This is a genomic window from Agrobacterium larrymoorei (genome assembly GCF_037722385.1).
Lineage (GTDB): Bacteria > Pseudomonadota > Alphaproteobacteria > Rhizobiales > Rhizobiaceae > Agrobacterium > Agrobacterium larrymoorei_C.
Window position 1 is genome coordinate 326,972 of record NZ_JBBKAQ010000016.1, and the last position, 23,666, is coordinate 350,637.

The following is a 23,666-nucleotide window of genomic DNA, read 5'->3' on the forward strand; positions in this document are numbered from 1 at the left end:
ATGACCTCCAAGATACTCATCAGCGCCTGTCTTCTTGGTCATGCCGTGCGCTATGACGGCAAGGGCAAACCGCTCCATCATCCGGCCATTGAGCGATGGCAGGGTGAGGGCCGTCTCGTGACGATCTGCCCGGAGATGGCAGGCGGCATGCCCGTTCCACGCCCCCCTTGCGGAAATCGAAAAAGGCGGGTCCGGCATTGATGTGCTGGAGGGCCGGGCGCGCGTGCTGGAAATCACCGCGCCGATGTCACAGACGCGTTTATTGCCGGGGCAAACAAGGCTGTCGCCTTCGCGAAACAGCACGGCTGCGCCTATGCCCTGCTGATCGATGGAAGCCCGTCCTGCGGCTCGATCGCTATCTATGATGGGACGTTTTCAGGCGTCAAACATGCGGGACATGGCGTGACCGCGGCCCTGCTATCACATGCGGGGATCAAGGTATTCTCGCATACGGACATCGACCGTCTCGACAGCATCACCCAATAAAAAACGCCGGAGAAGTCTCCCCGGCGTCCTTCAAATCAACTGTATTTATCGCGATCAGCTTGCCATGCGCATCTGGTGCGCCATGCCGTGTAACGAACCGGACTGATGCTGTGACACGCGGAAAGTACGGATCAGCGTCAGCAATTCCTCGGTATCATGCGCCAGTGCCTCGGCAGACCCTGTCGTCTCTTCGGCCATTGCGGCGTTGTGCTGCGTGGCAGCGTCCAGCTGGTTGAGCGAAGAGGAGATGGACCGTAGCGTCGTATCCTGTTCGGCAGCCGAATGAGCGATCTTGCTGACGATGTCGCTCGCCGACTTGATCTGATCAGAGATACGCTTCAACGCATTACCGGCCTCGCCGACCAGATGAACGCCGTTCTGGACCTGGTTTGAGGAGCGGGCGATCTGATCTTTGATTTCCTTGGCTGCGGCGGCGGATTTCTGTGCCAGCTCGCGCACTTCCTGCGCAACCACGGCGAAACCCTTGCCTGCCTCACCAGCACGCGCCGCTTCGACACCTGCGTTAAGGGCCAGGAGGTTCGTCTGGAAGGCGATATCGTCGATGACGCCGATGATCTTGGAAATCTCACCTGCCGATTGTTCGATGCCGCTCATCGCGCCAATCGCCTGCTCGACGATCGTGTCGCTGTGGCTCGCATCGCTGCTGATGGAGGTCACACGTTTTGCCGCCTCGCTGGCACCATCAGCGGTCTGACGAACGGCAACAGTCAGTTCATCGAGAGCAGCGGATGTTTCCTCAAGATTTGCAGCCTGTCGCTCCGTACGTTGAGACAGTTCATTCGATGCCTTGCGGATTTCCTCTTTTGAACCACCGATATCGATGCTCTTGGCATTGACCTTCGCCATGGCCGCATCCAGATGCGAAATCGCTTCGTTGAAGTTGGCGCGCAGATCTGCATAGCGCGATCCCAGATCGCCGCAGCGAACCGTCAGATCACCCGCCGCCAGTTTCTCAAGAGCCTCGCCAATGGTGGAAACCACGCGAGCCTGAAGCGCCGCTTCGTCACGCTGCATATCGATATTGGTCTGACGTTCGGCGTCAAGCTGCGACTGCTGCTCTTCCTGGCGCTTTTGCATCGCGTGGCGCTCACGAACCTTTTGTTGAAGCGACTCGATCGCCTTCGCCATCATGCCAACTTCGTTTTTCATTTCGGTGTGGGGAATAGCCATGGAGACGTTTTCGTTTGCCACTTCACCCAGCGCGCGATGGATTTTTGCCAGCGGACCGGTAATGCCCTTGATGACGTAGACTGCGAGAGCAATACCCAGAAGAAACACAATAAGGCCAACCGAAACGGCGCCGATCACGGTTGCACGAACCTGTGCCTGAAGATCATCGACGTAGACACCCGTGACGACAACGACCTGCCAAGGTTCGAAAGCCATGGCATAGGAGCTTTTCAGGAAAGTATCGCCTTCCTGTCCGGGCTTCGGACCATAAAAGCTTGTCTCACCACCGCCAGCGCGACCAAGACGCACCAGTTCGTCACGATAGTTGAAGCCTTGTGAGTCCGGCTTGCCCTTGAAGCTCTGTCCGACCCGCTTTGGATCCGGATGGAAGAGCATCTTCACGTCGTAGTCGTAACCGAACATGTAGCCATCCGGCACGAACTTCATCGATGTGACGATAGCGAAAGCCTGACGCTGTGCTTCCTCCCGGCTCAGCGTCCCCGCCTTCTCTTTGTCGTAGAAGGACTGAAGGATCGAAATCGAGGACTGAACCTGCGTCCTCAGCATGTTGTAACGCTCTTCATAGATAGCGTTGACCGACGATTTGATCTGGAAATAAGTCGCCAGCGTAAATGCCGCCATCAGGGCAATAACCAGCAGAATCAACTGGCGTGAGATAGGGAGGTTCTTCATCGACGCTCTCGAAAAGAAGGGCAAATCCTACAAGGCGCCCTGAGACTGAATCTATGTCATATGAAAGGCACGCATCCGCGCCTTCGCATATCAAACAAGTCTCACAAACAGCTTTAAAATTGATAAATGTTTAAATATATGCACCTGGAAGTGGTTTTCAGGGTGCATAAGCGTCAACTATATATTTTGATGCGATTGCTTAGGCGGATGTCGTCAACGCCGCACGCCGCGGTTAATGAGACGGTCGTATCGACATCAAAGTGATACTGTCGAGCCCGTCCGCACCCGCCAAGACTGCCTGATCTGGGTCTTCGGGCAGGGGATTGCCCTCAAGCGCGAGCTGAGTTTTAACCTCTGCAGGTGCCTGCTCGACGACGGCTGGCGTTTGATGCTCTTGCGGCAACCACAGCGGATTGCTGCTGACGAAGGTGACGGGCGATCCGCCGAGCCAGGCTTCGGTGCGAACTGTTTCCTTGCGACCGCCAACCTCACGAGTCGTTACGTTCTGCACACCCCTCTCCAAAACCGGATTTGCGCGGGCCTTGCTCGCCAAGGTGGCGGAGGAACATGTGCTGCAGTTGACGATGAGAACGCTACCATTCGACGTCTTTGCACCGTGCAAAACCTCAATCGAGGAAGCCATCGCCGTACCGTTGATGAACAGCATGCTTGTCGCCAAAATAAATCTGAACATCCTCAACCCCGTAGCTTGCGGTCTGATCGCCGCTTCAAACAGCATCCATCCTACGGAGTCTTCCTTTCCATCCAGTCAGGATATTTGGTAAAAATTGAACGAAAAGGGAGGTCTCACCTCTTCTCACGCGCCACAGCCTGCCAGCCGATATCGCGGAGGAAAATCCGATCTCGCGTTAAGGTGCGTACGCCCAGCTCACCGTAACTGGATCACGTTGTTCTAGTCACCACGGTAACTTTCATTTTGCCACGGGTCGCAGTCTTTCTCGCGCTTGAAGATAAACGCACTTCAATTTCTTCCTGCTTAATTCCAGCGCAACGGAATAGAACAAGATCTTTAAAGGCGTTAGCAAACGATCTTTTTCCGGCGATATGTAGAAGCGGTAGAAGTAGTTCATGAATGCCCGGCTGCGTCCCTTGAAATGATAAACATGAACGCTAGGCCTGAGGAATAGATAGCTATGCTCGCGCTTGGGAGAAAAATTGTAGTCGTTGCCGTCCAGTACAAGTATTCTGAGGCCATCAATTTCGTACACATCATTGGCGACAGGGGTCGCTAGATCATTCATGATTTTGGTTAGGACCAACTGGTCGCCATACCAGCCAGCGTCAGTCATGAAGTAACGCTCTATCGTTTGAACCTGTAACGACCAGAACTGATGTGCTGCAAAAGGGTTACGATTGTTTACAAAGAAGATACCACTGTTGAACGGCATCTTTTTGTTTTCCGATCGTCTTGTAAGCGCGATGTCGAAATCCCGGTCGAATAAGTGCGAAACGCTTTTGAAAAATAGGAGGTCGGTGTCGCAGACGATGAACGGGTTATGAACCGGGTGCTGTTGAAAAAAATCGCGTTGTCTCCGCAAAATCTCTAACGTGAGTTGACCATTAAGAGGATTTTCCGTCATTACGTGATCAATATCAGAGTGATCTTCCATGGCGTCCGTGATCAAGTATTGGCGCTCTAGGCGATCGTTCTGAGCGAAAGAAAGTCCCATAAGCCGCGCTTGTTCTGGCCCAGGTAAAATAGCGTCAATGCTGGCAGCGCAACTTCCCGCAAGAGGTGCGAAATATGTAGAAAGAAGTGAGATGCCTTTTACTTCTGAACCCACTTCGATCCTCCCCGGGCATCTACCTTTTCGATTCCTCTTGCGACACGCCATTCCCGACCGATATCGGTAATTAACGGAGCCCCATCCTCCGCATAGATGAGCCGACAACGCCATGGTTGGTGGGCCTTGGAGAGGGGCTTGTTCTTATTCTTGTAAACTTGCTTTTCAGGATCGAGATGCGGTTTCAGCAGTTGCCCATAGGAGTTGCACAATTCTCTTCGTATGAACCTTGGGCTCGTGCCATAGGCATTGACTTTCCTACTCCAAAGCTCATGGCCGAAGATGCGCTTGCGCTGCGTGATGTATAGGTAATCCCCGCCATAATAAGCTTCGTTTTGAATGGCGAACTGCACCATGCCCACGTCATCGCCGAACAGAGGGAGTACATCGTCTGCCTTCACCTGAGCATTCAGTTCCCAATCATCTTCCATGTGAAGCACATGCGCGTCAGACGTCATCTGCCACAATCGCTTCACGGCAGCTCCGAATGAGCCCTTCGCAGGGGTGACAATTTCGGCGCGCGGAAACTTGGCCAGAATTAAATCTGCGCATGCGCTTTGGGCGCTGCTATCACCGAAGACGGGATCAACATTCGCAAATACATGCCGTATCTCGAAAAAAGGAAAGAGGTTGTCCTGAAACGAATCAAGAGTGACACCCAGTAGATCCGGCCGAGCGCCAGAAATCAGTGTAATATCGATTCTCTGCATTCCGTCCACCCGAGATTTAGTTCTAATAGCTCGGCATTTTATTTTGATATCGTCGAGTTATTGGGGAGGGCATGAATTATCTCGCCCTCTATCAGAATAGTATTGGACTGAATTAGAGCATTTTCACGCCGAACGATATAGTCTTGATCTGCACCTGCAGCCGATTATTTTTGGGCATCAAGAATTAGTAATGTCTAATTATAAATAGCGATGAGCGGTCTTATTCTTGCTATGCTTGTTTAGGCTGCCGATGAGCGTGTTCAGGTGTTTCTTACTTTTCACGCGCCACAGCCTGCCAGCCGATATCGCGGCGGCAAAAGCCGTTTTCCCACTTCACCTGATCGACGAGTTCGTAGGCGCGGCCTTGCGCTTCGCTTACCGTGTTGCCAAAGGCCGTGACGTTGAGCACGCGTCCGCCGATAGCCACAAGTTGCCCGTCCTTGATGGCGGTGCCGGCGTGGAACACCTTGGCGTCTTCGCTCTCCGGTGGAATGAAGGCGATGGGGGTGTTCTTGGCGTAGGAGGAGGGGTAGCTTTTTGAGGCGAGAACCACCGTCAGTGCGGGGTCGTCGCGCCATTCCGCGGTGACTTGGTCGAGAGTGCCGGTGGCGGTGGCATGGAGGATCGGGAGGAGGTCGCTCTTGAGGCGCATCATCAGCACTTGGCATTCCGGGTCACCAAAGCGCACATTGTATTCGATGAGTTCCGGGCCCTTCTTGGTGATCATCAGGCCTGCAAAAAAAACGCCGGAGAACGGATTGCCGTCCTTTGCCATGCCCTGGATCGTCGGTTCGATGATCTCACGCATGGTGCGCTGAACCATCTCGTCGGTCATGACCGGGGCAGGGGAGTAGGCGCCCATGCCGCCGGTATTAGGGCCGGTATCGCCGTCGCCGACGCGCTTGTGGTCCTGAGCCGTGGCGAGCGGAAGCGCGGTCTTGCCGTCGGACAGACAGAAGAAGCTTGCTTCCTCGCCATCCAGAAAGGCTTCGACCACAACTTCGGCACCAGCAGCACCGAAGGCGCCGTCGAAGCAGTCGTCCACGGCGGCGAGCGCTTCCGCCTCCGTCATGGCAACGGTGACGCCCTTGCCTGCGGCAAGCCCATCAGCCTTGATGACGATCGGCGCGCCCTGCTCGCGGATATAGGCCTTTGCCGGCTCAGCGGATTTGAAGCGCTGATACGCACCGGTGGGGATGTCGTAGCGCGCGCAGAGATCCTTGGTGAAGCCCTTGGAGCCTTCCAGTTGCGCAGCACCTTTTGACGGACCGAACGTGGCAAAGCCCGCGGCGCGAAGGTCGTCGGCAAGACCCGCAACCAAAGGCGCCTCTGGGCCCACCACCACAAAGTCGATAGAATGTTCGCGGCAGAACGCCACCACCGCAGCGTGGTCTTCAACAGTCAGCGACACCAGTTCCGCATGGTCGGCGATGCCCGGATTGCCAGGGGCGGCATAGAGCTTGGTCAGCTTGGGCGACTGGGCGATTTTCCATGCCAGCGCATGCTCGCGTCCACCGGAACCGATCAACAGAACTTTCATCCTCGACACCCCTGTTTTCAATGTCTTGCGGCGATAAGGGCAGGGGGGGGAAAGGTCAAGGCAAAAGGCAGACGATGCCCACCGCTTTTCTGTGGAATCGCCAAGTCTTCGTGTTGTCATGCCACAATCAGCCTCTATGTTCGGGCAGATTTTAAGAACAGTCCAGAGATCCTTATGTCCGCAGAAAATGCTCGCCTTTCGTCACTTATCGCCTCCGAAATCAACGCCCGCGCCGAGCAGGTGAAGGCGGCGATCCAGTTGCTGGATGAGGGTGCGACGGTCCCCTTCATCGCGCGCTACCGTAAGGAAGTGACCGGCGGTCTCGACGATACGCAGCTCCGTACGCTTGCCGAGCGCCTGTCCTATCTGCGGGAACTGAACGCGCGCCGCGCATCGATCGTCGAGTCCATCACTGGTCAGGGCAAAATGACTGACGAGTTGATGCTGAAGATCATGCAGTCGGTGACGAAAGCGGAACTGGAAGATCTCTATCTCCCATATAAGCCAAAGCGCCGGACGCGAGCGGAGATCGCTCGTGAGCGAGGCCTTGGTCCGCTCGCCGAAGCTTTATGGGACAACCGTGCCGCTGACCCCGTGAAGTTGGCCGCGGCCTATGTTCAGGGCGAGGTCGCCGATGTTAAGGCAGCGCTCGAAGGCGTGCGCGATATTGTCGCCGAAACCATGACGGAAAATGCCGATCTCTTGAAGCGGTTGCGCGACTATATGCGTCAGAACGCCGTACTTCGCGCCAAGGTGGTGGATGGTAAGCAGTCGGCGGGTGAAAAGTTTTCAGACTATTTCGACCACCACGAAAAATGGGCGACCGTGCCCGGTCACCGGGCGCTCGCCATGTTGCGCGGTTGGAACGAGGAAATTCTGACGCTCACCATCGATGTGGATGCCGACGATCCGTCGTCCGTCAAGCCGGCGCACCGCACCATCGCAGCGGCCTTTGATATCCGCAACGCCGGACCAGCAGATCAATGGTTGATGGAGGTGGCAGGCTGGACCTGGCGCGTCAAGCTCTCTATGTCGCTGTCGCTCGACCTGATGCGCGAATTGCGCGAGCGGGCAGAAGAGGAGGCGATCCAGGTCTTTGCCCGCAATCTGAAAGACTTGCTGCTCGCAGCACCCGCTGGCTCGCGCCCGACCATGGGTCTCGATCCCGGCATTCGCACAGGTGTGAAAGTTGCTGTGGTGGACGGCACCGGCAAGCTGCTGGAAACCACGACGGTCTATCCATTCCCACCCAAGAACGACGTTCGCGGCACGCAGGCCGAACTTGCTTCGCTTATCCGAAAGCATGGCGTCGAACTGATCGCCATCGGCAACGGCACGGGCAGCCGCGAAACGGAAAAGCTGGTAACCGATATGCTGACGCAGATTTCCGGGCCGAAGCCTACGAAGGTGATCGTCTCGGAGGCGGGCGCCTCGGTCTATTCTGCGTCCGAGCGTGCGGCAGCCGAATTTCCCAATCTCGATGTGTCGCTGCGCGGTGCCGTTTCGATTGCCCGTCGTCTGCAGGATCCACTCGCCGAACTCGTCAAGATCGAGCCGAAGTCGATCGGCGTCGGGCAATATCAGCACGATGTCGATCAGGGTAAACTGTCGCGTTCTCTGGATGCGGTCGTGGAAGATGCGGTAAACGCCGTCGGGGTCGATCTCAATACGGCCTCCGCGCCGCTGCTTGCCCGTGTTTCGGGTCTCGGCACATCAATCGCCGATGCCATCGTGCTGCATCGTGATCAGGTCGGGCCGTTCGCCAGTCGCAAGGAACTGCTGAAAGTGCCGCGTCTTGGTCAGCGCACCTTCGAGCAGTGTGCGGGCTTCTTACGCATTCCAAACGGGAAAGAGCCGCTCGACGCTTCCTCTGTTCACCCGGAAGCCTATGATGTCGCAAAGAAGATTGTTGCCGCCTGCGGGCGCGATCTGAGAACCTTGATGGGCGATAGCGCGACCTTGAAGTCGCTCGACCCCAAGACGTTTATTGACGACCGTTTTGGTCTCCCGACCGTCAAGGATATCATCGCCGAATTGGAAAAGCCTGGTCGCGATCCGCGTCCGAGCTTCAAGACCGCGACCTTTGCTGACGGTGTCGATGAGATTACCGACCTGAAGCCTGGCATGCTGCTCGAGGGTACCGTAACCAATGTTGCCGCGTTTGGCGCCTTCGTCGATATCGGCGTTCACCAGGATGGCCTAGTGCATGTCAGCCAGTTGGCGGACCGTTTCATCAAGGATCCGCATGAAGTGGTGAAGGCCGGAGACGTCGTCAAAGTTCGCGTGGTTGAAGTCGATGTGAAGCGCAAGCGCATCGGGCTGACCATGCGCAAGGATGGCGGCGAGGCAGCGCCTCAGTCGATGCGCGAAAAAGGCAATGCCAATGCCATGCGCCACGCCAACGCAAAGCCGAAGGACAGCGCGGAGCCTGCGCAATCTGGAGGCGCGTTGGCAGCGGCTTTGGCAGAGGCCATGAAGCGCCGCTAATTTGCATAAAACGGCTCTTACCCACTGAGTAAGGGCCGTATTGTTCCTGAATTCCATCAGTATTTTTGAAACTTCACCTGCTTGCAACTTTAGCGGAAAGAGATACGGTAACGGAGACTTGATAAGTGAGACTTAGCTTATTGGGGGTGATATGGCCTCGTCTCTGCATACCTTGCTTGAGAAAATCGTCCAAACCGGCAACCTGATTGTCACAGGTCCGACAGGTCTTCAGTCATTCGGAGATGGACGCGGCAAGCGCGTCGCACTGAGCTTCTCCGATGAAGTGGCGATGGAAGAAATCGCCGCCGACCCGGCACTGAAGCTTGCCGAAATATATATGGAAGGCCGGATGTCAGTCGTCGAAGGCGACATCTACGACTTCCTGGCCTTGGTCAAAAGCAATACGCTGTCTGAAGCCTTGACTTTCGGCATGGTCTGGCGCGGCATGGCGCGCATCATCGCCTCACGCATCAAGATGCATCTGCCCGTCAATCACAACAGGCAGAACGTCGCCCACCATTATGATCTGAGCGCCAAGCTCTTCGATCTTTTTCTCGATCAGGACTGGCAATATTCCTGCGCCTATTTCAACCCGCCAGGTATCACCCTCGATGAGGCCCAGGTTGCGAAGAAGCGCCACATCGTTGCCAAGCTTATGCCGGAGCCTGGTCATCGTGTGCTGGAAATCGGTTCAGGTTGGGGCGGTATGGCCATGTATCTGGCCGAGAGTTCCGGTGTGGACGTTACCGGGATTACGCTTAGCGAGGAGCAGTTGCGCGTGTCGCGCGATCGGGCTGCCAAACGCGGTTTGACGGACATCGTCCGCTTCGAGCTACAGGACTACCGCTACCTCCCGCCGCACACAAAGTACGATCGCATCGTCTCTGTCGGCATGTTCGAGCATGTCGGGCCGACGCACTACAGAGAATACTTCCAGAAGGCTGCGGAGGTGTTGGAGGATGACGGCGTCATGCTGCTGCACTCCATCGGCCAGCCCTATCCGGCACTTGCAACAAACCCATTCATCGAAAAATATATTTTCCCAGGGGGTTACATCCCGTCTTTGGCAGAAGTTCTGCCCGCGATCGAAAAGACGGGACTACTGGTAAAAGACATCGAAATTCTGCCGATGCATTACGCCCACACGCTACGCCAATGGCGCGAGCGCTTCGTCGCTAAAAAGGCCGAGGCGGTTGCGCTTTACGATGAGCGTTTTTTCCGCATGTGGGAGTTCTATCTGGCAGGCTCGGAGATGGCCTTTACCCACGAGAACTTCCACATCTTTCAGATCCAACTCGCCAAGCGCGGCGGCGTGGTGCCGGATAATCGGGACTATATCGCCCGCAACGAGGCAAGGTTGATGGCGTTCGAGAAAACCCGGCCACCCCTGGAGGAGGTCGTTTTTTAACGGCGCATTCTTGTTTCATGAAGGCGCTGACAGAGCCTAACAAAAGCTTACATCCTAGCTACCACCGCGTCGACCGATGCGGTAGAAGTCCGGCATGGTTCACAATAGCGATCTTTCCGGCCGCGTTTCGGACGCGCCATCCAACAATTGGGTCTATCGGATCTTGCCGAGAGGCCTTTGGCCTTATGCGCAGCTCGCCCGTTGGGATCGACCCATCGGCTGGCGGCTTTTGATGTGGCCGTGCTTCTGGTCGGCGGCTGTCGCCGCCAATGCCGCACAGCAGCTCGGCACGTTTTCCTGGTTCACATTGCTGTTCCACCTCTTTCTGTTCTTTGCAGGTTCTGTCGCCATGCGCGGCGCCGGCTGCACCTATAACGATCTGGTCGACCACAAGATCGATATGGTGGTGGCACGTACACGCTCGAGGCCGCTGCCGTCGGGTCGCGTCACGCGGACACAAGCCAAAATCTTTATTGTGGTGCAGGCGCTCGCAGGCCTGGTCGTGCTGCTCTGCTTCAACAGCTTTGCGGTCCTGCTTGGCCTATCGTCGCTGATTTTCGTGGCGATCTATCCCTTTGCCAAGCGCTTCACCAACTGGCCGCAGTTCTTTTTAGGCCTTGCCTTCTCTTGGGGCGCACTGATGGGCTGGGCTGCTCAGTTCGGGTCGCTGAGCGTCGTGCCGGTGTTGATTTATGCGGCATCGATCGCATGGACGATCGGATATGACACGATCTATGCACACATGGACAAGAACGACGACTTGGCCGTCGGCATCGGCTCCACAGCCCTTCTGTTCGGAGATAGAACACATGCGGCGTTGGTGGCCCTTTATGGCACAGCGCTCGTGCTTCTATTCCTTGCATTCGCGTTCGCGAATATTAATCCGCTCGGATATGCGGGTCTCATCGTCGCCACCGCGATGCTCTTCTATCAGGTCAAGTCCTTGGACATCGCCAATGTGGAGAAGTGCCTCGCACTCTTCAAATCCAACAACCGCGTCGGCCTGCTGATCTTCGCAGGTTTGATGCTGCCGCTCTTCATCGGATAATGAAAAGCCCGGACGCGGGGCGCGCGTGCCGGGCTCACTTTCGTCCGCATTCGAAACGCCGGCTGAACGACGGCGTCGCGTGGATCAGTTGCGGGCGATGATTTCCTTGCCTTCGATCCGCATCGTCATTCCAAGCGAACCGGTGCTGCGACGCACGAGGAAGCGCGGGCGGCGATCGGCGAAGTAGGAGTGGCGGCGGCGCGGACGTGTAGACTTTGTCCGGACATGGCCGAGATGATCCTCAAGAGGGCGCGCGACACCGTCGGCTTCCACCATCAGCATGGGAATATTGTACTTTTCCGACCAGCTGCGCCAATCGGCAGCGATGTCGCAAAGGTCATGCGCCACCAAAAGCGGGATGCAGAGATCTGGATCGTCGTGATGGAGTTCAAGCGTTACCGTCACGCCGCCGTCGCCATGATCGATGGCGCGGGCTGCAACACCCTTGAAGGCTCGTGCAGGCAAAGCAAAGGACAGCGGCAGACCGCTGGAATGAAGAACCTTGCGCAGAACCGCACCGCGCTCATCGAGCGTGATAGCGACATCTGCTGAACCATTGCTGTTGCCATAGGTGAGCTGCTGCGGGAACCGCGTCGGATCGAGCCGGAGAGTTGCGCCTGCCCATTCGGGCTTCAGAACGGTGTTGTTCATATCATGCTATCCTTGTTTTACCTGAGAGCCGTTTCATGGCCTCGTCCGGGACTTTTCGTCCTCTGATAGGTGGAAGATAGCCAGCGCATCTTCGAAACAGCTTAAAAATCGAGGTTAAGAAAACTTTGCATTCCCAAATGGTTAGCAAAACCCAGCCGCTTAAGGTTTCAGATTCCTGAATTGGGACGATAGCGCGTCGTCCGGCCAACAGACGGCGCGGCTCGACGAAGTCTCCGGGTAAACGCCAGGGATCGGCCTGCGTGTTTGCCCTGAACACCACTTCAACAGCTGTGAGAGGAAGCGGCAATAGTGGTTGCAGCGAGATCCAAAAATGAGCGTGGAGAAGCGCACGGCAGCATCGAAAGCACGTGGCTCATGTTGAAGCCGTTAAAGCTGCTTGCGCGCCTCGGAGCGGTCTACAGCATGGCGCAAAAATCGGTGTCGATTTTCAGGGAAGCATCATGCGTACATTCAAAGAGATAGTCGTGCGTCCATTATGACGCGCAACGCTTAGGAAACCACGACTTTACCGGGGTTCATGATGCCGGCGGGATCGAAGGCGGTCTTGATGCGGCGCATCAACTCCATTTCGATCGCCGGACGAATGGCTGCCAATTCATCCCGCTTCAGTTGCCCGATACCGTGCTCAGCGGAAATGGAGCCGCCGAGAGAAAGCACGATGGTGTGGACGATCTCGTTGATCTCTCTCCATCGGGCGAGGAAAGCGCTCTTATCGGCGCCCACCGGCTGGGAAATGTTGTAGTGGATATTGCCGTCGCCCATGTGCCCGAAGGCACAGATGCGCGCGCCGGGAATGGCGATCATGACGGCTTTTTCTGCCATATCCATAAACTCAGGAACGTGAGAGACCGGAACGGAGACATCGTGCTTGATGGAGCCGCCCTCTGGCTTCTGCGCGTCCGACATGCTCTCGCGCATATGCCACAGTGCCTGACGCTGGGCTTCCGAGGAGGCGATCACGGCATCCTGAACGATCCCCGCTTCAAATCCTTGCTCCAGCAGTGTTTCCACCATGGTCTGGGCGGTTTCGGCCGAGTCCGAACTGGCGATATCGATAAGCACATACCAAGGATGGGGCGTTTCGAGTGGGTCGCGCACGCCCGGAATATGTTTGGCGGTAAATTCGACGCCGATCCGCGGCATCAGTTCGAAGCCGGTGAGCGCCGATCCGCACAGCGTAGATGCGCGCTCGAACAGCTTGAGCGCATCCGCTGGAGAGTTGAGACCGGCAAAGGCGACCTGATGGCCGAGAGGCTTTGGGAAGAGCTTCAGCACCGCGCCCGTGATAATGCCGAGCGTGCCTTCGGAGCCAATGAAGAGATCGCGCAGATCATAACCGGTGTTGTCCTTCTTCAACCGGCGAAGGCCATCCCAGATTTCGCCAGTAGGAAGAACAACTTCCAGTCCAAGGCAAAGCTGGCGCATATTGCCATACGCCAGCACGGCCGTGCCTCCAGCATTGGTGGCGAGGTTGCCGCCGATGCGGCATGAGCCTTGCGACCCGAGCGAAAGCGGGAACATCCGCTCCACCTTTTCTGCAGCCTTATGAACATCGTCCAAGATGCAGCCGCCATCGACGACAATCACATTGGCGACGGGATCGATATCGCGAACCTTGTTCATGCGCTCCAGCGACAGGATGACGTCACTTGCGCCACTGCGCGGTGTTTGTCCGCCGACCAGGCCGGTATTGCCGGTCTGTGGCACGATAGCCGTGCCGGTTTCGCTCGCAAGCTTCATGATGGCCGCAACCTGCTCTGTGGTCGAAGGACGCAACAGAAGCGGCGAGGTGCCGTGATAGAGCCCGCGGTTTTCGATAAGATGCGGCGCCAGATCGGAAGCCTCACGCAGCGCGTTCGTCTCGCCAACGATAGCGGCAAAGCGCGAGAGCAACTCTTCAGAAGGGGCGTTCGATGTCACAGGATTTCCTCCGGATACGGTTCAGGCGAAGTCAGGGTCGCGGCGCAGCCGCGCGCTCCAACCTGTCATTGATAGCTTCGCCCAGCCCCGTATGAGGAATGGGTGTCACCGCAATGGTGGCGGCACCGCTGGCATCGGCAAGTTTGAGATGGTCAAACAGATTGGCTGCGGCCTCGGGAAGGTTGCCGGTGGGGCTGAGATCGAGTACGGCAATCGCATCTTCTTGTCCTGCCACCGGCTCCCCGCCGAAGCGAATCAGAGCCTCGCCACTCTGAACAGACGTCGCATTCAGGCGGACTGAAGCACCCGGCGCATAATGCGAGGCCAGCATGCCGGGCGCCTCGATCGCCGCAGATGCGGTGGCCGGTCTGATCAGCCTGATACCCGCGACCCGTTCGATATCTTCCGCCACCAGTCCGCCGGGGCGCAGGAGGCGCACAGAGCCGTCGCTTTCTACCTTGATGATGGTGGATTCGACGCCCACCGGAGCAGCGCCGCCATCGAGGATGAGGTCGACTTTCTGACCCAGATCCGCCTCCACATGAGCGGCACTTGTCGAGCTGATCTTGCCGGAGCTGTTCGCGCTGGGAGCCGCAAGCGGCTTGCCGAGCTTCTCGATCAATGCGCTGGCAAAGCCTTTCGGGATGCGGATGCCGACCGTGTCGAGACCAGCTGTCGCCAGCGAATGGATGGGGCTCTCTTTTCTCAACGGCAAAATCAGCGTGATAGGTCCGGGCCAAAAGGCCTCCGCCAGCTTGCGTGAGATCGGATCGAAGACCGCATGCTGCTCCGCCATCGCGATGCTGGCCATGTGGCAGATCAGCGGATTGAACTGTGGACGGCCTTTCGTCTCGTAAATGCGGGTGATGGCTTCTGGATTGGTCGCATCCGCTGCAAGGCCGTAGACGGTTTCAGTCGGTATGGCGACGGGTAAGCCTGCTTCGAGAACGTGGACGGCTTCATCCAGTGCTTCTTCCGGCTGCTGCTCGATATCGATATGTCGCGCCATTCCTAAAGGCCCTTTCCTTGAGAAAGGCTCTTAAAGCATGTCGCGCGGCACTGTGAAGCAGTTTTGCAAACGCGATCCGCAAAACCATAACGATTTGAAGCAGAAGAAACTGCGTGGAGACCCGTTTTTATAGAGCGCGGATGATTTTGCGCATCTCGTCGGAACGAGCGCCCAGCATCAACACGTTCTTCAAGGCTTCCTTTGGATCTTGTGTCTGGAACAGCAGACCGCCGCGGTGAACGGACTTGTCGATCGCGACAGACTTGCCGCCACTCTCCGGCTGCATGGCCACGGCGAAATACATGCGCGACCGGGTCTGGTCGATCTTGTCGAAAAACTGTTCGTCGCCGCACAGTTCCGCAAAGAAGTTGGCGAGGTAGAATGACCACAAGATCGGTTTGCGTTTGTCGAAACTGGTCGTGGATGCGGTCACATGACAATAGCCGAGATGCGGACTTTGCTCGATCAGTTTGTGAGACACCATATTCGGGAACCGGAGACTGGAATGGAAGCCGTTTAACCGTGAATGGGTCTTGGAGCCCGCATCCTGCAAGCGGCGCCCGGTGATTTCTGCGACCTGTTCGTGGGAAAGGTATCGCTTGCCGCCTGGCGGAAGTGTCTCTTCGAGGCGACCAATGCGCCCGGTCCGCAGAAAATCCGAATGCGCGGTTTTGGACCGTATCGGCGTGATCTTGCCGGACTTTGTGTCCACATAGCGGATACGAGTTTCCTTCTCCACAGCCATATCCTCTTTGAAAGATATAAGCTTTTTAGCCGACTAGAGTTAATATCGGGTTTCTGGTCTTCCGGCGGTGTCCGTCGCAGCGCATCGGAAGCCGAAGTCTTATTGCGACGGACGATTGCCTGAATTTTACTCTAAGCTACTGTTTTACATTCAAAAAAAATAAAGCAGTACTTTTGCGGACGATGTCGCAATTTGTCGCCAATGCGGGACAGAATGTCGCGCAATGTGGTGCTGGAAAAAGACGCGAATGATTAGATCAACCTACACGATGCGGCCAGGATTGTTGGGTGGCTGCAGTATTACTCGAGGACATGGCCATGGAACTGCGTGAAACCGTATTGCGCCAATTGAAGAATCGCCGCGAAGGCTTCAGCCTTGAGCAGCCATTTTACACCGATCAGGATTACTTCCAGCTCGACATGGAAACCATCTGGTATCGTGACTGGCTGTTTGTGGGTCATGACTGCGAAGTGCCGAAGTCCGGCATGTATTTCACTGTCCAGGTCGGCAACTATGCTGTGGTGATTGTCCGCGGCAAAGACGGCACCGTCCGCGCATTCCACAATTCTTGCCGCCACCGCGGCTCGCGCGTTTGCACCAGCGAGAAGGGCCAGTCCGCCCGTTTGGTCTGTCCTTACCATCAGTGGACTTATGATCTCGATGGTAAGCTTCTTTTTGCCCGCCATATGGCTGAGAACTTCAACAAGGAAGATTATGGCCTGAAGCCGATCGCCTGCGAAACGGTTGCCGGTTACGTCTTCATCTGCCTGGCTGATCAGCCCATGGATTTCGCGCCAGTGCGTGCCGAAGTCGAGGCTTACATGAAGCCGCACCGCGTCTGGGAAGCCAAGGTGGCGCATGAAAGCACCATCATCGAAAAGGGCAACTGGAAGCTCGTCTGGGAAAACAACCGCGAGTGCTACCACTGCGCCGCCAACCATCCTGAGCTTTGCCGCACCTATCCGGAAAACCCGAGCGTCACCGGCACAGATGGCGGCGCCAGCGATCCGGAAATCGGTGGCCACTGGGCGCGCTGCGAAGCGGCAGGTCTGCCGAGCCGTTTCAAGATCGACCCGAAGGGTCAATTCCGCGTCGCGCGCATGCCGCTGATTGGTGAAGCCGAAAGCTACACCATGTCCGGTAAGCCTGCGGTTCGTCGCCCGCTGTCTGACGATGTTACCATCAGCCACATCGGCGCGCTGCTGCTCTTCCATTATCCGACGACCTGGAACCACTTCCTCGGCGACCACATGATTTCCTTCCGCGTGCTGCCGCTTGGTCCGCAGGAAACCATGGTGACCACCAAGTGGCTGGTTCACAAGGACGCGGTGGAAGGCGTCGACTACAATCTCGAAGACCTGACCCATGTCTGGAACGAAACCAACGATCAGGATCGCCGGATCGTCGAGGAAAATGCCTTCGGTATTCGCTCACCGGCGTATGAGCCAGGTCCTTACTCCATGGAAGACGAAGGCGGCGTCATGCAGTTCGTCAACTGGTATGCCGACTTCATGATCGACCGGTTGTCGGGCGACGAGAAGAAGCTCTCCGCAGTGGCTTGATGCAGATGACCATGGCTGTGACCTATAAGCATATCGACGAGATGAAGCCCTGGAGCGACAAGCTTCACATGCTGGAATGCATTTCGGTAACCCCCGAAACGCCGGATGTGATGACGTTCCTGTTTCGCTCCAATGACACGAACTGGTTTCGCTATATTCCGGGACAGTTCGTGACGCTGGAACTGCCGGTCGGGCCGGAGCCGCTGTTACGGACCTATACGCTGTCATCCACACCGTCTCGACCCTATGCCGTGGCGGTCACGGTTAAGGCGCAGAAGAACTCGATCGGCACCCGGTGGATGTTCGACAACCTCAAGCCGGGAATGAAGATCCGCGCGCTTGGTCCTCTGGGTGATTTTTCCTACGTTAAGCACCCGGGCGACAAGTACCTGTTCATCTCGGCAGGCTCTGGCGTTACACCAATGATGTCGATGGTGCGCGACATGTGCGATCGCGCGCCGCACAGCGATATCTCCTTCATCAACTGCTCGCGCACGCCCGCTGACATCGTGTTCCGCCATGAGCTCGAATATCTCGCGCGCTACATGCCGAACCTGTCGCTGGGGTTCATCGTCGAGTCCTGCGGACGTACCGATCTTTGGTCGGGTCTGAAGGGCTTCGTCGATAAGGCAAAGATTGCGCTCCTGTCTCCTGACTTCATGGATCGTACGGTGTTTTGCTGCGGGCCCGAGCCATTCATGGCAGCCGTAAGCTCCATGCTCGAAGCCTCCGGCTTCGACATGACACGTTACCATCAGGAAAGCTTCGCGCCTGCCGCACCGCCGGTGGCCGTTGGAGAAACCGCGCTTGAAGCCGATGGTGAGGCGCTGACGACCGTCGGCTTCACGCTCTCCGGCAAGGAAGTGCCTTGTCAGCCGGGCCAAACGGTTCTGATGACTGCAAGATCGGCTGGTGTTCGCATCGGCGCGGCTTGCGAATCCGGCATCTGCGGCACCTGCCGCGTGCTGAAGCTGTCAGGCGAGGTCGAGATGAACCACAATGGCGGCATCCTCGATGAGGATATTGCTGAAGGCTATATTTTGGCCTGCTGCTCAAGGCCGCTCACTGACGTCAAGGTGGAGGCGTAAAGCCTCCTCCCGCCTTATCGCTTCTGGAAATTGGCATTCGCTGCCAAGTCCATGGAACGAGTTCGTAGTTCTTCCGTTTCTAAAATGTCTGAGGCTGTGTCATTGCGGGCGTTTTTCCGCGTTTCTGCCGAAAGATATAAAAACAGCACAACATCAATGTGCAAAGAAACGGAGGAAATTCATGCTGAATTTGCGGAAGACGAGCCTCGCCACCGCTTTTGTCATGGTCCTGACGAGCTTTACGCCATCGCAGGCCTTTCAGGTCCGAACACCAATTCCGGCACCTGTTGCCGCACAGGATCACGTCGTAGACGTTCAGTATCGCGATTGGCGTGATCGTCGTGAATGGCGTCAGCGCCATGGTCGCGACTGGCGTCACCATCGCGAGTATCGTCGCCAGGGCTTCTATAACGGGCACCGTGGCTATCGCGAACGCCGTCCGGGCTATCGTTACCATAACGGCTACTGGTTCCCGCTTGCAGCCTTTGCCGCTGGCGCGATCATCGGCGGCGCAACCAATCAGGCGCGCCCCTCCTATGGCAGCAGCCATCAGCAATGGTGCGCCAACCGTTGGCGCTCCTACCGCGCTTATGACAACAGCTATCAGCCCAATAACGGGCCACGCCGCCAGTGCGTTTCGCCCTATAGCTGAAATCGTTGATTTGGAAGGCCCGGCTTGTCCGGGCCTTCTGCCGCCTGACAGCAACCCGTTCAAGTATCTGTGATCGTTTCGTTAATGCTGCATTCAGGCTGAATTTCTTAACGTGAATATAAGGCGAGTCCACGCCGTAAAAAATGGATGAGCAGGAGAATAATCGTCGTAGTTCACCCCGTCCGGTAGAGTATCCGGATGTGAATGGAGAAGGTCAGATGAAGACTTACATGAAAGCTATTTTGGCTGCCGGGCTTTCTGCAGTTGTTACTGCTGGATCTATTATCCCGGCGCAGGCGATGCCGATCGTGCCCGCAGCACCTTCTGCACCCCAGGCCGACAACAACATCGTCAACGTCCAGTACTGGCGCGATCGTGGCTACTACCGCGACTACGGCTCAGGCTACTATCGCGGCCATCGTGGCTACCGCGATTACCGTCCTGGTTATCGTCGCCACAATGGCTACTGGTTCCCGCTGGCAGCCTTTGCGACCGGCGCGATCGTCGGCGGCGCACTGTCTCAGCCGCGCGAGGTCTATCGCCCCGTTCCTGAGTATCGTCCTCGCCCGGTCTACCGCGAGTATCGTCCGGTCGTGCGTGGTGGCGTGAGCCAGGCGCACGTGAACTGGTGCTACGGTCGCTATCGCTCGTACGATGCCTATAGCAACACATTCCAGCCTTACCACGGTCCGCGCCAGACCTGCTACTCGCCGTACAGCTGATCGGGCAAGAACATATAATTGATAGGGGCCGTCCCGCGTCCGCGGGGCGGCTTTTTTGTTAAATGATGCCGACGCGCCGCAGCAGGAACCACGCCAAGAGACTAGAGGCTATAATGAATCCGCCCGCATAAAGCGTACCGTTCCCACCATCGATAAACGGCAGTGCGCTGGTGTTCATGCCGAAGAAGCCGGTGACGAGGGTGGGTGGCAAAAGAAATGCCGTCATGATCGAGAGGATGTAGAGGTGGCGGTTGGTTTCGGAGGACAGCTTCGAATCGATTTCTTCATGCAGCAGACGCGCTCGCTCCTGCAACGCGTAGACATCGTAGTCGACAGACTCCAGCCGACTTGTCAGCCGACCGGCAATCTCCTCGAAACCCGCCGGCATTTCATCCTCATCCGCAGCTGAGGCGCGCCGCATCAATGTCAGCACCGTTCGCAAATGGCGATGCAGCCGTACGACGGTGCGTCGAACTGGTGCCAGCCTGCGCCGTTCGTCACGCGGCGTGGTGTCGTAGACGTAGTCCTCGATCGCGTTCAGTTCTTCGGTCGTCTCCATCACCAGATTGATGAGGCTGCGCTGAAACTCTGCTACCAGTCCTTCGAAGATGTGCGACGGCGTGCTGTAGCGCTTCGGGTTTTTGTCGATTGCTGCGCGCAGACGGTCCACCGACCGCAACGGCTGTAGCCGTGTGGTGATGATAAACCGATCTGTCAGCGCAAAATGCAACCAGCCAAGGTCGCGCGTGTCCTGATCGAACTCGCGCTGAAAATCCACCAATGTGCCGTAAAGCGCGCCCTCATCGACAGTGATGGAGGGATGGGTTTCATGCGTCGTCAGGATTGCGCGGATATTCTCGTCGAGACCGGGAATGGCCTCTAGAAAAGCCGTGACGCGTGTATCCGCCAAATTGAGATGCAGCCAGAAGAAGCCTTCGACACTTTCCATGTCGCTCCACTGAACGGTGGGCGCAAGACGCATGCAGGCCTGGCTTCCCGGTTGAAAGCGATAGGCCCAAACGAGGCCGGGGATGGCTGGGTACTGTATATCCATATCTTGTTCCTGAAAGGCGGGCGAATGCACGCCAAAGGCCGCTCTGTCCGAGAGGTCGGACATGCAGATCAGAGTTTTATGACAGTTTCATAACGACAGCGATACTGGCGAGGTATGGCGATCAAGATTGTGGGCAAGCTTGTGAAAACACAACGCGTGGAGGGATAGGAAAGGCCTGTAATAGACCCCACGCGCTTCCACCAGGGGGAAATTTCAAATTGACGTTTACGTAAAAATCAATTAGCCCGTGGGGACATTGCATTGTAGGCAGACGCTTCGGGAGGAGGCAGGATGTATACCGCGCCGGTAGACGATATCGCTTTTACGTTGAAACACGTTGCAGGCCTGGGTGAGGCTCTTCAGAGCGGCGCACTCGGTGATCTCGATGAAGATCTCGTCGATGCCATTCTCCAGGAAGCGGGGCGTTTCGCCACCGAAGAGGTCGCTCCTCTTGCCGAAATCGGCGATCGACAGGGTTCTCGCATGGTGGACGGCGAGGTTCGCACGCCTGACGGTTGGGCCGGTCTTTATCATCGATGGGCGGAAGGTGGCTGGAACGGTCTGACAGCACCGGAAGAATTCGGCGGGCAAGGCCTGCCGCATATGCTGAACGTCGCAGCACTCGAAATGTGGAACTCCGGGTCGATGGCCTTTGCGCTTTGCCCGACGCTCACCATGGGCGCGGTCGAAGCCATTACGGCGCACGGCAGCGAGGAACTCAAGGCCGCGTATCTCGAAAACCTCGTCAGTGGTAAATGGACGGGCACCATGAACCTGACGGAGCCGCAGGCCGGTTCCGATCTCGCGGCGCTGAAGACGAGAGCGGAGCGCGCCGGGGACGGCACCTATCGCATCTTCGGTCAGAAAATTTACATCACATGGGGTGAGCACGACGCCGCCGAGAACATCATTCATCTGGTGCTCGCCCGCCTGCCGGACGCGCCGGCCGGCACCCGCGGCATCTCGCTTTTCCTCGTGCCGAAGTTCCTGCCCGATGCAGCCGGCAATCCCGGTGAGCGCAACGACCTGTTCTGCCATGCTCTCGAGCATAAGCTCGGCATCCACGGTTCGCCGACCTGCACGATGATCTTCGGCGATGGCCGGTTTGGTCAGGAGAAGGGTGCGATCGGCTGGCTTGTGGGTGAAGAGAACAAGGGCCTTGCCTGCATGTTCACCATGATGAACAACGCCCGCTTGGCCGTCGGCATGCAGGGTGTCGCGATTTGCGAAGCCGCAACTCAAAAGGCGATCCAATACGCCAATGAGCGGACGCAGGGCAAAGCACCGGGAACGAAAGCCACGGGCATGAGCCCGATTATCGAGCATCCCGATATTGCCAGAACGTTGCTCACGATGAAGGCGCTGACGCAAGGTTCTCGCGCTATCAGCTTCGCCTGCGCCCACGCAATCGACATGAGCCATGCGGAAAGTGATGCCGGCACGCAGAAGTTCTGGCAGGAGCGTGCGGCCCTTTTGACACCGATTGCAAAGTCCTTCTCTACCGATGCGGGTGTGGACGTGGCCTCGCTCGGCATCCAGGTCCATGGCGGCATGGGCTTCATCGAAGAGACGGGTGCGGCCCGCTATCTGCGCGACGCCCGCATTGCCCCGATCTATGAGGGCACCAACGGCATTCAGGCCATCGACCTCGTCATGCGCAAGCTGCCGCTCTCTGGAGGGCATCAGGTCCGTGGCTTCATCGACGAGTTGAAGGCCGTTGCCGAGGCCGTTCGTGCGTCGAACACGTCGGAACTGGGAGAAACCGCCCGCTATCTCGACCAGAGCATTGCCGATCTCGAAGCTGCCACCGACTGGTTGTTGGAGACCCAGGCCAAGGGCGATGCTGCCGCCGCCCTTGCCGGTGCCACACCTTATCAACGCCTGTTCGGACTTGCGCTGACGGGGGTTTATCTCGCCAAGGGCGCGCTTGCAGCGGTTGACGACGGGCAGGGAGCCAAGCGCGCTTCGCTTTGCCGCTTTGCGGCGGAAAACCTCTTGGCGGAGACGGCTGCCTTGAAGGATCGCGTTGTTTCCGGTGCCGCAAGCCTTGAAGCTGCACGTATCGTTCTTGGCTGAGGAAAGTGTCGATGTCTGAAGATCATATCCTTATCGAGCGTCCGCAGGCTGCCATTGGTGTGCAGGTCATCCGCTTCAACCGACCAGACAAGAAGAACGCAATAACCGATGCGATGTATCGCAGCATGATCGAGGCTCTAACGACCGCCGATGCAGACGAGGACATACGCGCCATCGCCTTTCTCGGCACGCCGGGGTGCTTCTCTGCCGGCAACGATATGGCCGATTTTCTTGGATTTGCCATGTCGGGAGGCAAAGGCCGGCTCACGGCTGGAGATTTCCTCCACACGCTGGTGGGCGTGAGAAAGCCCATCGTCTCCGGCGTCGATGGATTGGCTATCGGCATCGGCATGACGCTGAACCTGCATTGCGACCTGACGGTTGCGTCCAGCCGCAGCCTGTTCAAGACACCTTTCGTCGATCTGGCACTGGTGCCCGAAGCTGCCTCCAGCCTTCTCGTTCCGCGTATCGCTGGCCATCAGCGAGCCTTTGCGTTGCTCGCGGCGGGTGAGGGTTTCTCCGCTGAGCAGGCGCTTGCAGCGGGACTGATCTGGAAGGTCGTGTCCGAAGCGGATGTCGAGGCGGAAACGCTGAAGATAGCCGCCAACCTCGCATCGAAGCCACCGCAGGCATTGAAGATCGCCCGTGATCTCGTGCGTGGCGATGTCGATGCGATCCGTACACGGATTGACGAGGAAATCGTCCACTTCGCTGCCCAGCTCCAGAGCGCGGAGGCGCGTGCCGCATTCGAGGCATTCATGCGCCGTTAAGTCTCTTGAGAAGAAGGTGTAGGTCTTT

At 57.2% G+C, this 23,666-nt stretch carries 19 protein-coding genes and 1 pseudogene; 10 read left to right on the plus strand and 10 right to left on the minus strand.

The window, feature by feature from the left end:
• Nucleotides 1–486, plus strand: a pseudogene (locus WKI41_RS15750) (DUF523 domain-containing protein).
• A gap of 54 nt (nt 487–540) precedes the next feature.
• On the opposite strand, the gene WKI41_RS15755 reads toward WKI41_RS15750, so the two are convergent.
• From WKI41_RS15755 to purD, 5 genes are all read right to left on the minus strand, one after another.
• Nucleotides 541–2,370, minus strand: a complete 1,830-nt coding sequence (locus WKI41_RS15755) for a methyl-accepting chemotaxis protein (RefSeq protein WP_340194428.1) — start codon at nt 2,368–2,370, stop codon at nt 541–543.
• 232 nt (nt 2,371–2,602) lie between these two features.
• A complete protein-coding gene (locus WKI41_RS15760) occupies nt 2,603–3,064 on the minus strand; it encodes a plant virulence effector HPE1-like domain-containing protein (RefSeq protein WP_340194429.1) in 462 nt (153 codons plus the stop codon).
• A 238-nt stretch (nt 3,065–3,302) separates the two neighbouring features.
• On the minus strand, nt 3,303–4,175 hold the full coding sequence (locus WKI41_RS15765; RefSeq protein WP_340194430.1) for a hypothetical protein: 873 nt from the start codon (nt 4,173–4,175) through the stop codon (nt 3,303–3,305).
• Nucleotides 4,160–4,885 (minus strand): hypothetical protein, encoded by a 726-nt coding sequence (locus WKI41_RS15770; protein WP_340194431.1) that lies wholly within the window; start codon nt 4,883–4,885, stop codon nt 4,160–4,162. The genes WKI41_RS15765 and WKI41_RS15770 overlap by 16 nt, the downstream gene beginning before the upstream one ends.
• Before the next feature lie 271 nt (nt 4,886–5,156).
• Complete coding sequence (purD, locus tag WKI41_RS15775; RefSeq protein ID WP_340194432.1) at nt 5,157–6,425, minus strand: phosphoribosylamine--glycine ligase; 1,269 nt, start codon at nt 6,423–6,425, stop codon at nt 5,157–5,159.
• 174 nt (nt 6,426–6,599) lie between these two features.
• On the opposite strand from purD, the gene WKI41_RS15780 reads away from it, so the two are divergent.
• From WKI41_RS15780 to ubiA, 3 genes are all read left to right on the plus strand, one after another.
• On the plus strand, nt 6,600–8,912 hold the full coding sequence (locus tag WKI41_RS15780) for a Tex family protein (protein ID WP_340194433.1): 2,313 nt from the start codon (nt 6,600–6,602) through the stop codon (nt 8,910–8,912).
• Between the two features lie 151 nt (nt 8,913–9,063).
• On the plus strand, nt 9,064–10,320 hold the full coding sequence (locus WKI41_RS15785) for a class I SAM-dependent methyltransferase (protein WP_340194435.1): 1,257 nt from the start codon (nt 9,064–9,066) through the stop codon (nt 10,318–10,320).
• Between the two features lie 94 nt (nt 10,321–10,414).
• Nucleotides 10,415–11,368, plus strand: a complete 954-nt coding sequence (gene ubiA, locus WKI41_RS15790) for a 4-hydroxybenzoate octaprenyltransferase (protein ID WP_340194436.1) — start codon at nt 10,415–10,417, stop codon at nt 11,366–11,368.
• 84 nt (nt 11,369–11,452) lie between these two features.
• On the opposite strand, the gene WKI41_RS15795 is transcribed toward ubiA, so the two are convergent.
• The 4 genes from WKI41_RS15795 to WKI41_RS15810 all read right to left on the minus strand — a co-directional run bounded on the left by WKI41_RS15795 (nt 11,453) and on the right by WKI41_RS15810 (nt 15,708).
• The gene (locus WKI41_RS15795) at nt 11,453–12,019 is read right to left on the minus strand and encodes a DUF6101 family protein (protein WP_340194437.1); all 567 of its coding nucleotides are present in this window, start codon (nt 12,017–12,019) and stop codon (nt 11,453–11,455) included.
• Nucleotides 12,020–12,529: 510 nt separating this feature from the next.
• The gene (locus WKI41_RS15800; protein WP_340194438.1) at nt 12,530–13,960 is read right to left on the minus strand and encodes an FAD-binding oxidoreductase; all 1,431 of its coding nucleotides are present in this window, start codon (nt 13,958–13,960) and stop codon (nt 12,530–12,532) included.
• Nucleotides 13,961–13,991: 31 nt separating this feature from the next.
• Nucleotides 13,992–14,969, minus strand: a complete 978-nt coding sequence (locus WKI41_RS15805) for an L-threonylcarbamoyladenylate synthase (RefSeq protein WP_340194439.1) — start codon at nt 14,967–14,969, stop codon at nt 13,992–13,994.
• A gap of 127 nt (nt 14,970–15,096) precedes the next feature.
• The gene (locus WKI41_RS15810; protein WP_340194440.1) at nt 15,097–15,708 is read right to left on the minus strand and encodes a DUF6656 family protein; all 612 of its coding nucleotides are present in this window, start codon (nt 15,706–15,708) and stop codon (nt 15,097–15,099) included.
• A 323-nt stretch (nt 15,709–16,031) separates the two neighbouring features.
• On the opposite strand from WKI41_RS15810, the gene WKI41_RS15815 reads away from it, so the two are divergent.
• The 4 genes from WKI41_RS15815 to WKI41_RS15830 all read left to right on the plus strand — a co-directional run bounded on the left by WKI41_RS15815 (nt 16,032) and on the right by WKI41_RS15830 (nt 19,738).
• Nucleotides 16,032–17,276: an aromatic ring-hydroxylating oxygenase subunit alpha gene (locus WKI41_RS15815; protein WP_340194464.1), complete on the plus strand. Its 1,245-nt coding sequence runs from the start codon at nt 16,032–16,034 to the stop codon at nt 17,274–17,276.
• A gap of 11 nt (nt 17,277–17,287) precedes the next feature.
• Complete coding sequence (locus WKI41_RS15820; protein ID WP_425341050.1) at nt 17,288–18,364, plus strand: 2Fe-2S iron-sulfur cluster-binding protein; 1,077 nt, start codon at nt 17,288–17,290, stop codon at nt 18,362–18,364.
• Between the two features lie 181 nt (nt 18,365–18,545).
• Complete coding sequence (locus WKI41_RS15825) at nt 18,546–19,016, plus strand: BA14K family protein (RefSeq protein WP_340194441.1); 471 nt, start codon at nt 18,546–18,548, stop codon at nt 19,014–19,016.
• Between the two features lie 218 nt (nt 19,017–19,234).
• Entirely contained in the window at nt 19,235–19,738 is a 504-nt protein-coding gene (locus WKI41_RS15830; RefSeq protein ID WP_340194442.1) for a BA14K family protein, read from the plus strand.
• Between the two features lie 58 nt (nt 19,739–19,796).
• On the opposite strand, the gene WKI41_RS15835 is transcribed toward WKI41_RS15830, so the two are convergent.
• Nucleotides 19,797–20,792 carry a transporter gene (locus WKI41_RS15835; protein WP_340194443.1) on the minus strand — a complete coding sequence of 332 codons (996 nt, stop codon included), beginning with the start codon at nt 20,790–20,792 and terminating at the stop codon, nt 19,797–19,799.
• Between the two features lie 291 nt (nt 20,793–21,083).
• Here WKI41_RS15835 and WKI41_RS15840 point away from each other — a divergent pair, with 291 nt between their 5' ends.
• Nucleotides 21,084–22,868: an acyl-CoA dehydrogenase gene (locus WKI41_RS15840; RefSeq protein ID WP_340194444.1), complete on the plus strand. Its 1,785-nt coding sequence runs from the start codon at nt 21,084–21,086 to the stop codon at nt 22,866–22,868.
• An 11-nt stretch (nt 22,869–22,879) separates the two neighbouring features.
• Complete coding sequence (locus WKI41_RS15845) at nt 22,880–23,638, plus strand: crotonase/enoyl-CoA hydratase family protein (RefSeq protein ID WP_340194445.1); 759 nt, start codon at nt 22,880–22,882, stop codon at nt 23,636–23,638.
• The last annotated feature ends 28 nt before the right edge of the window (nt 23,639–23,666 follow it).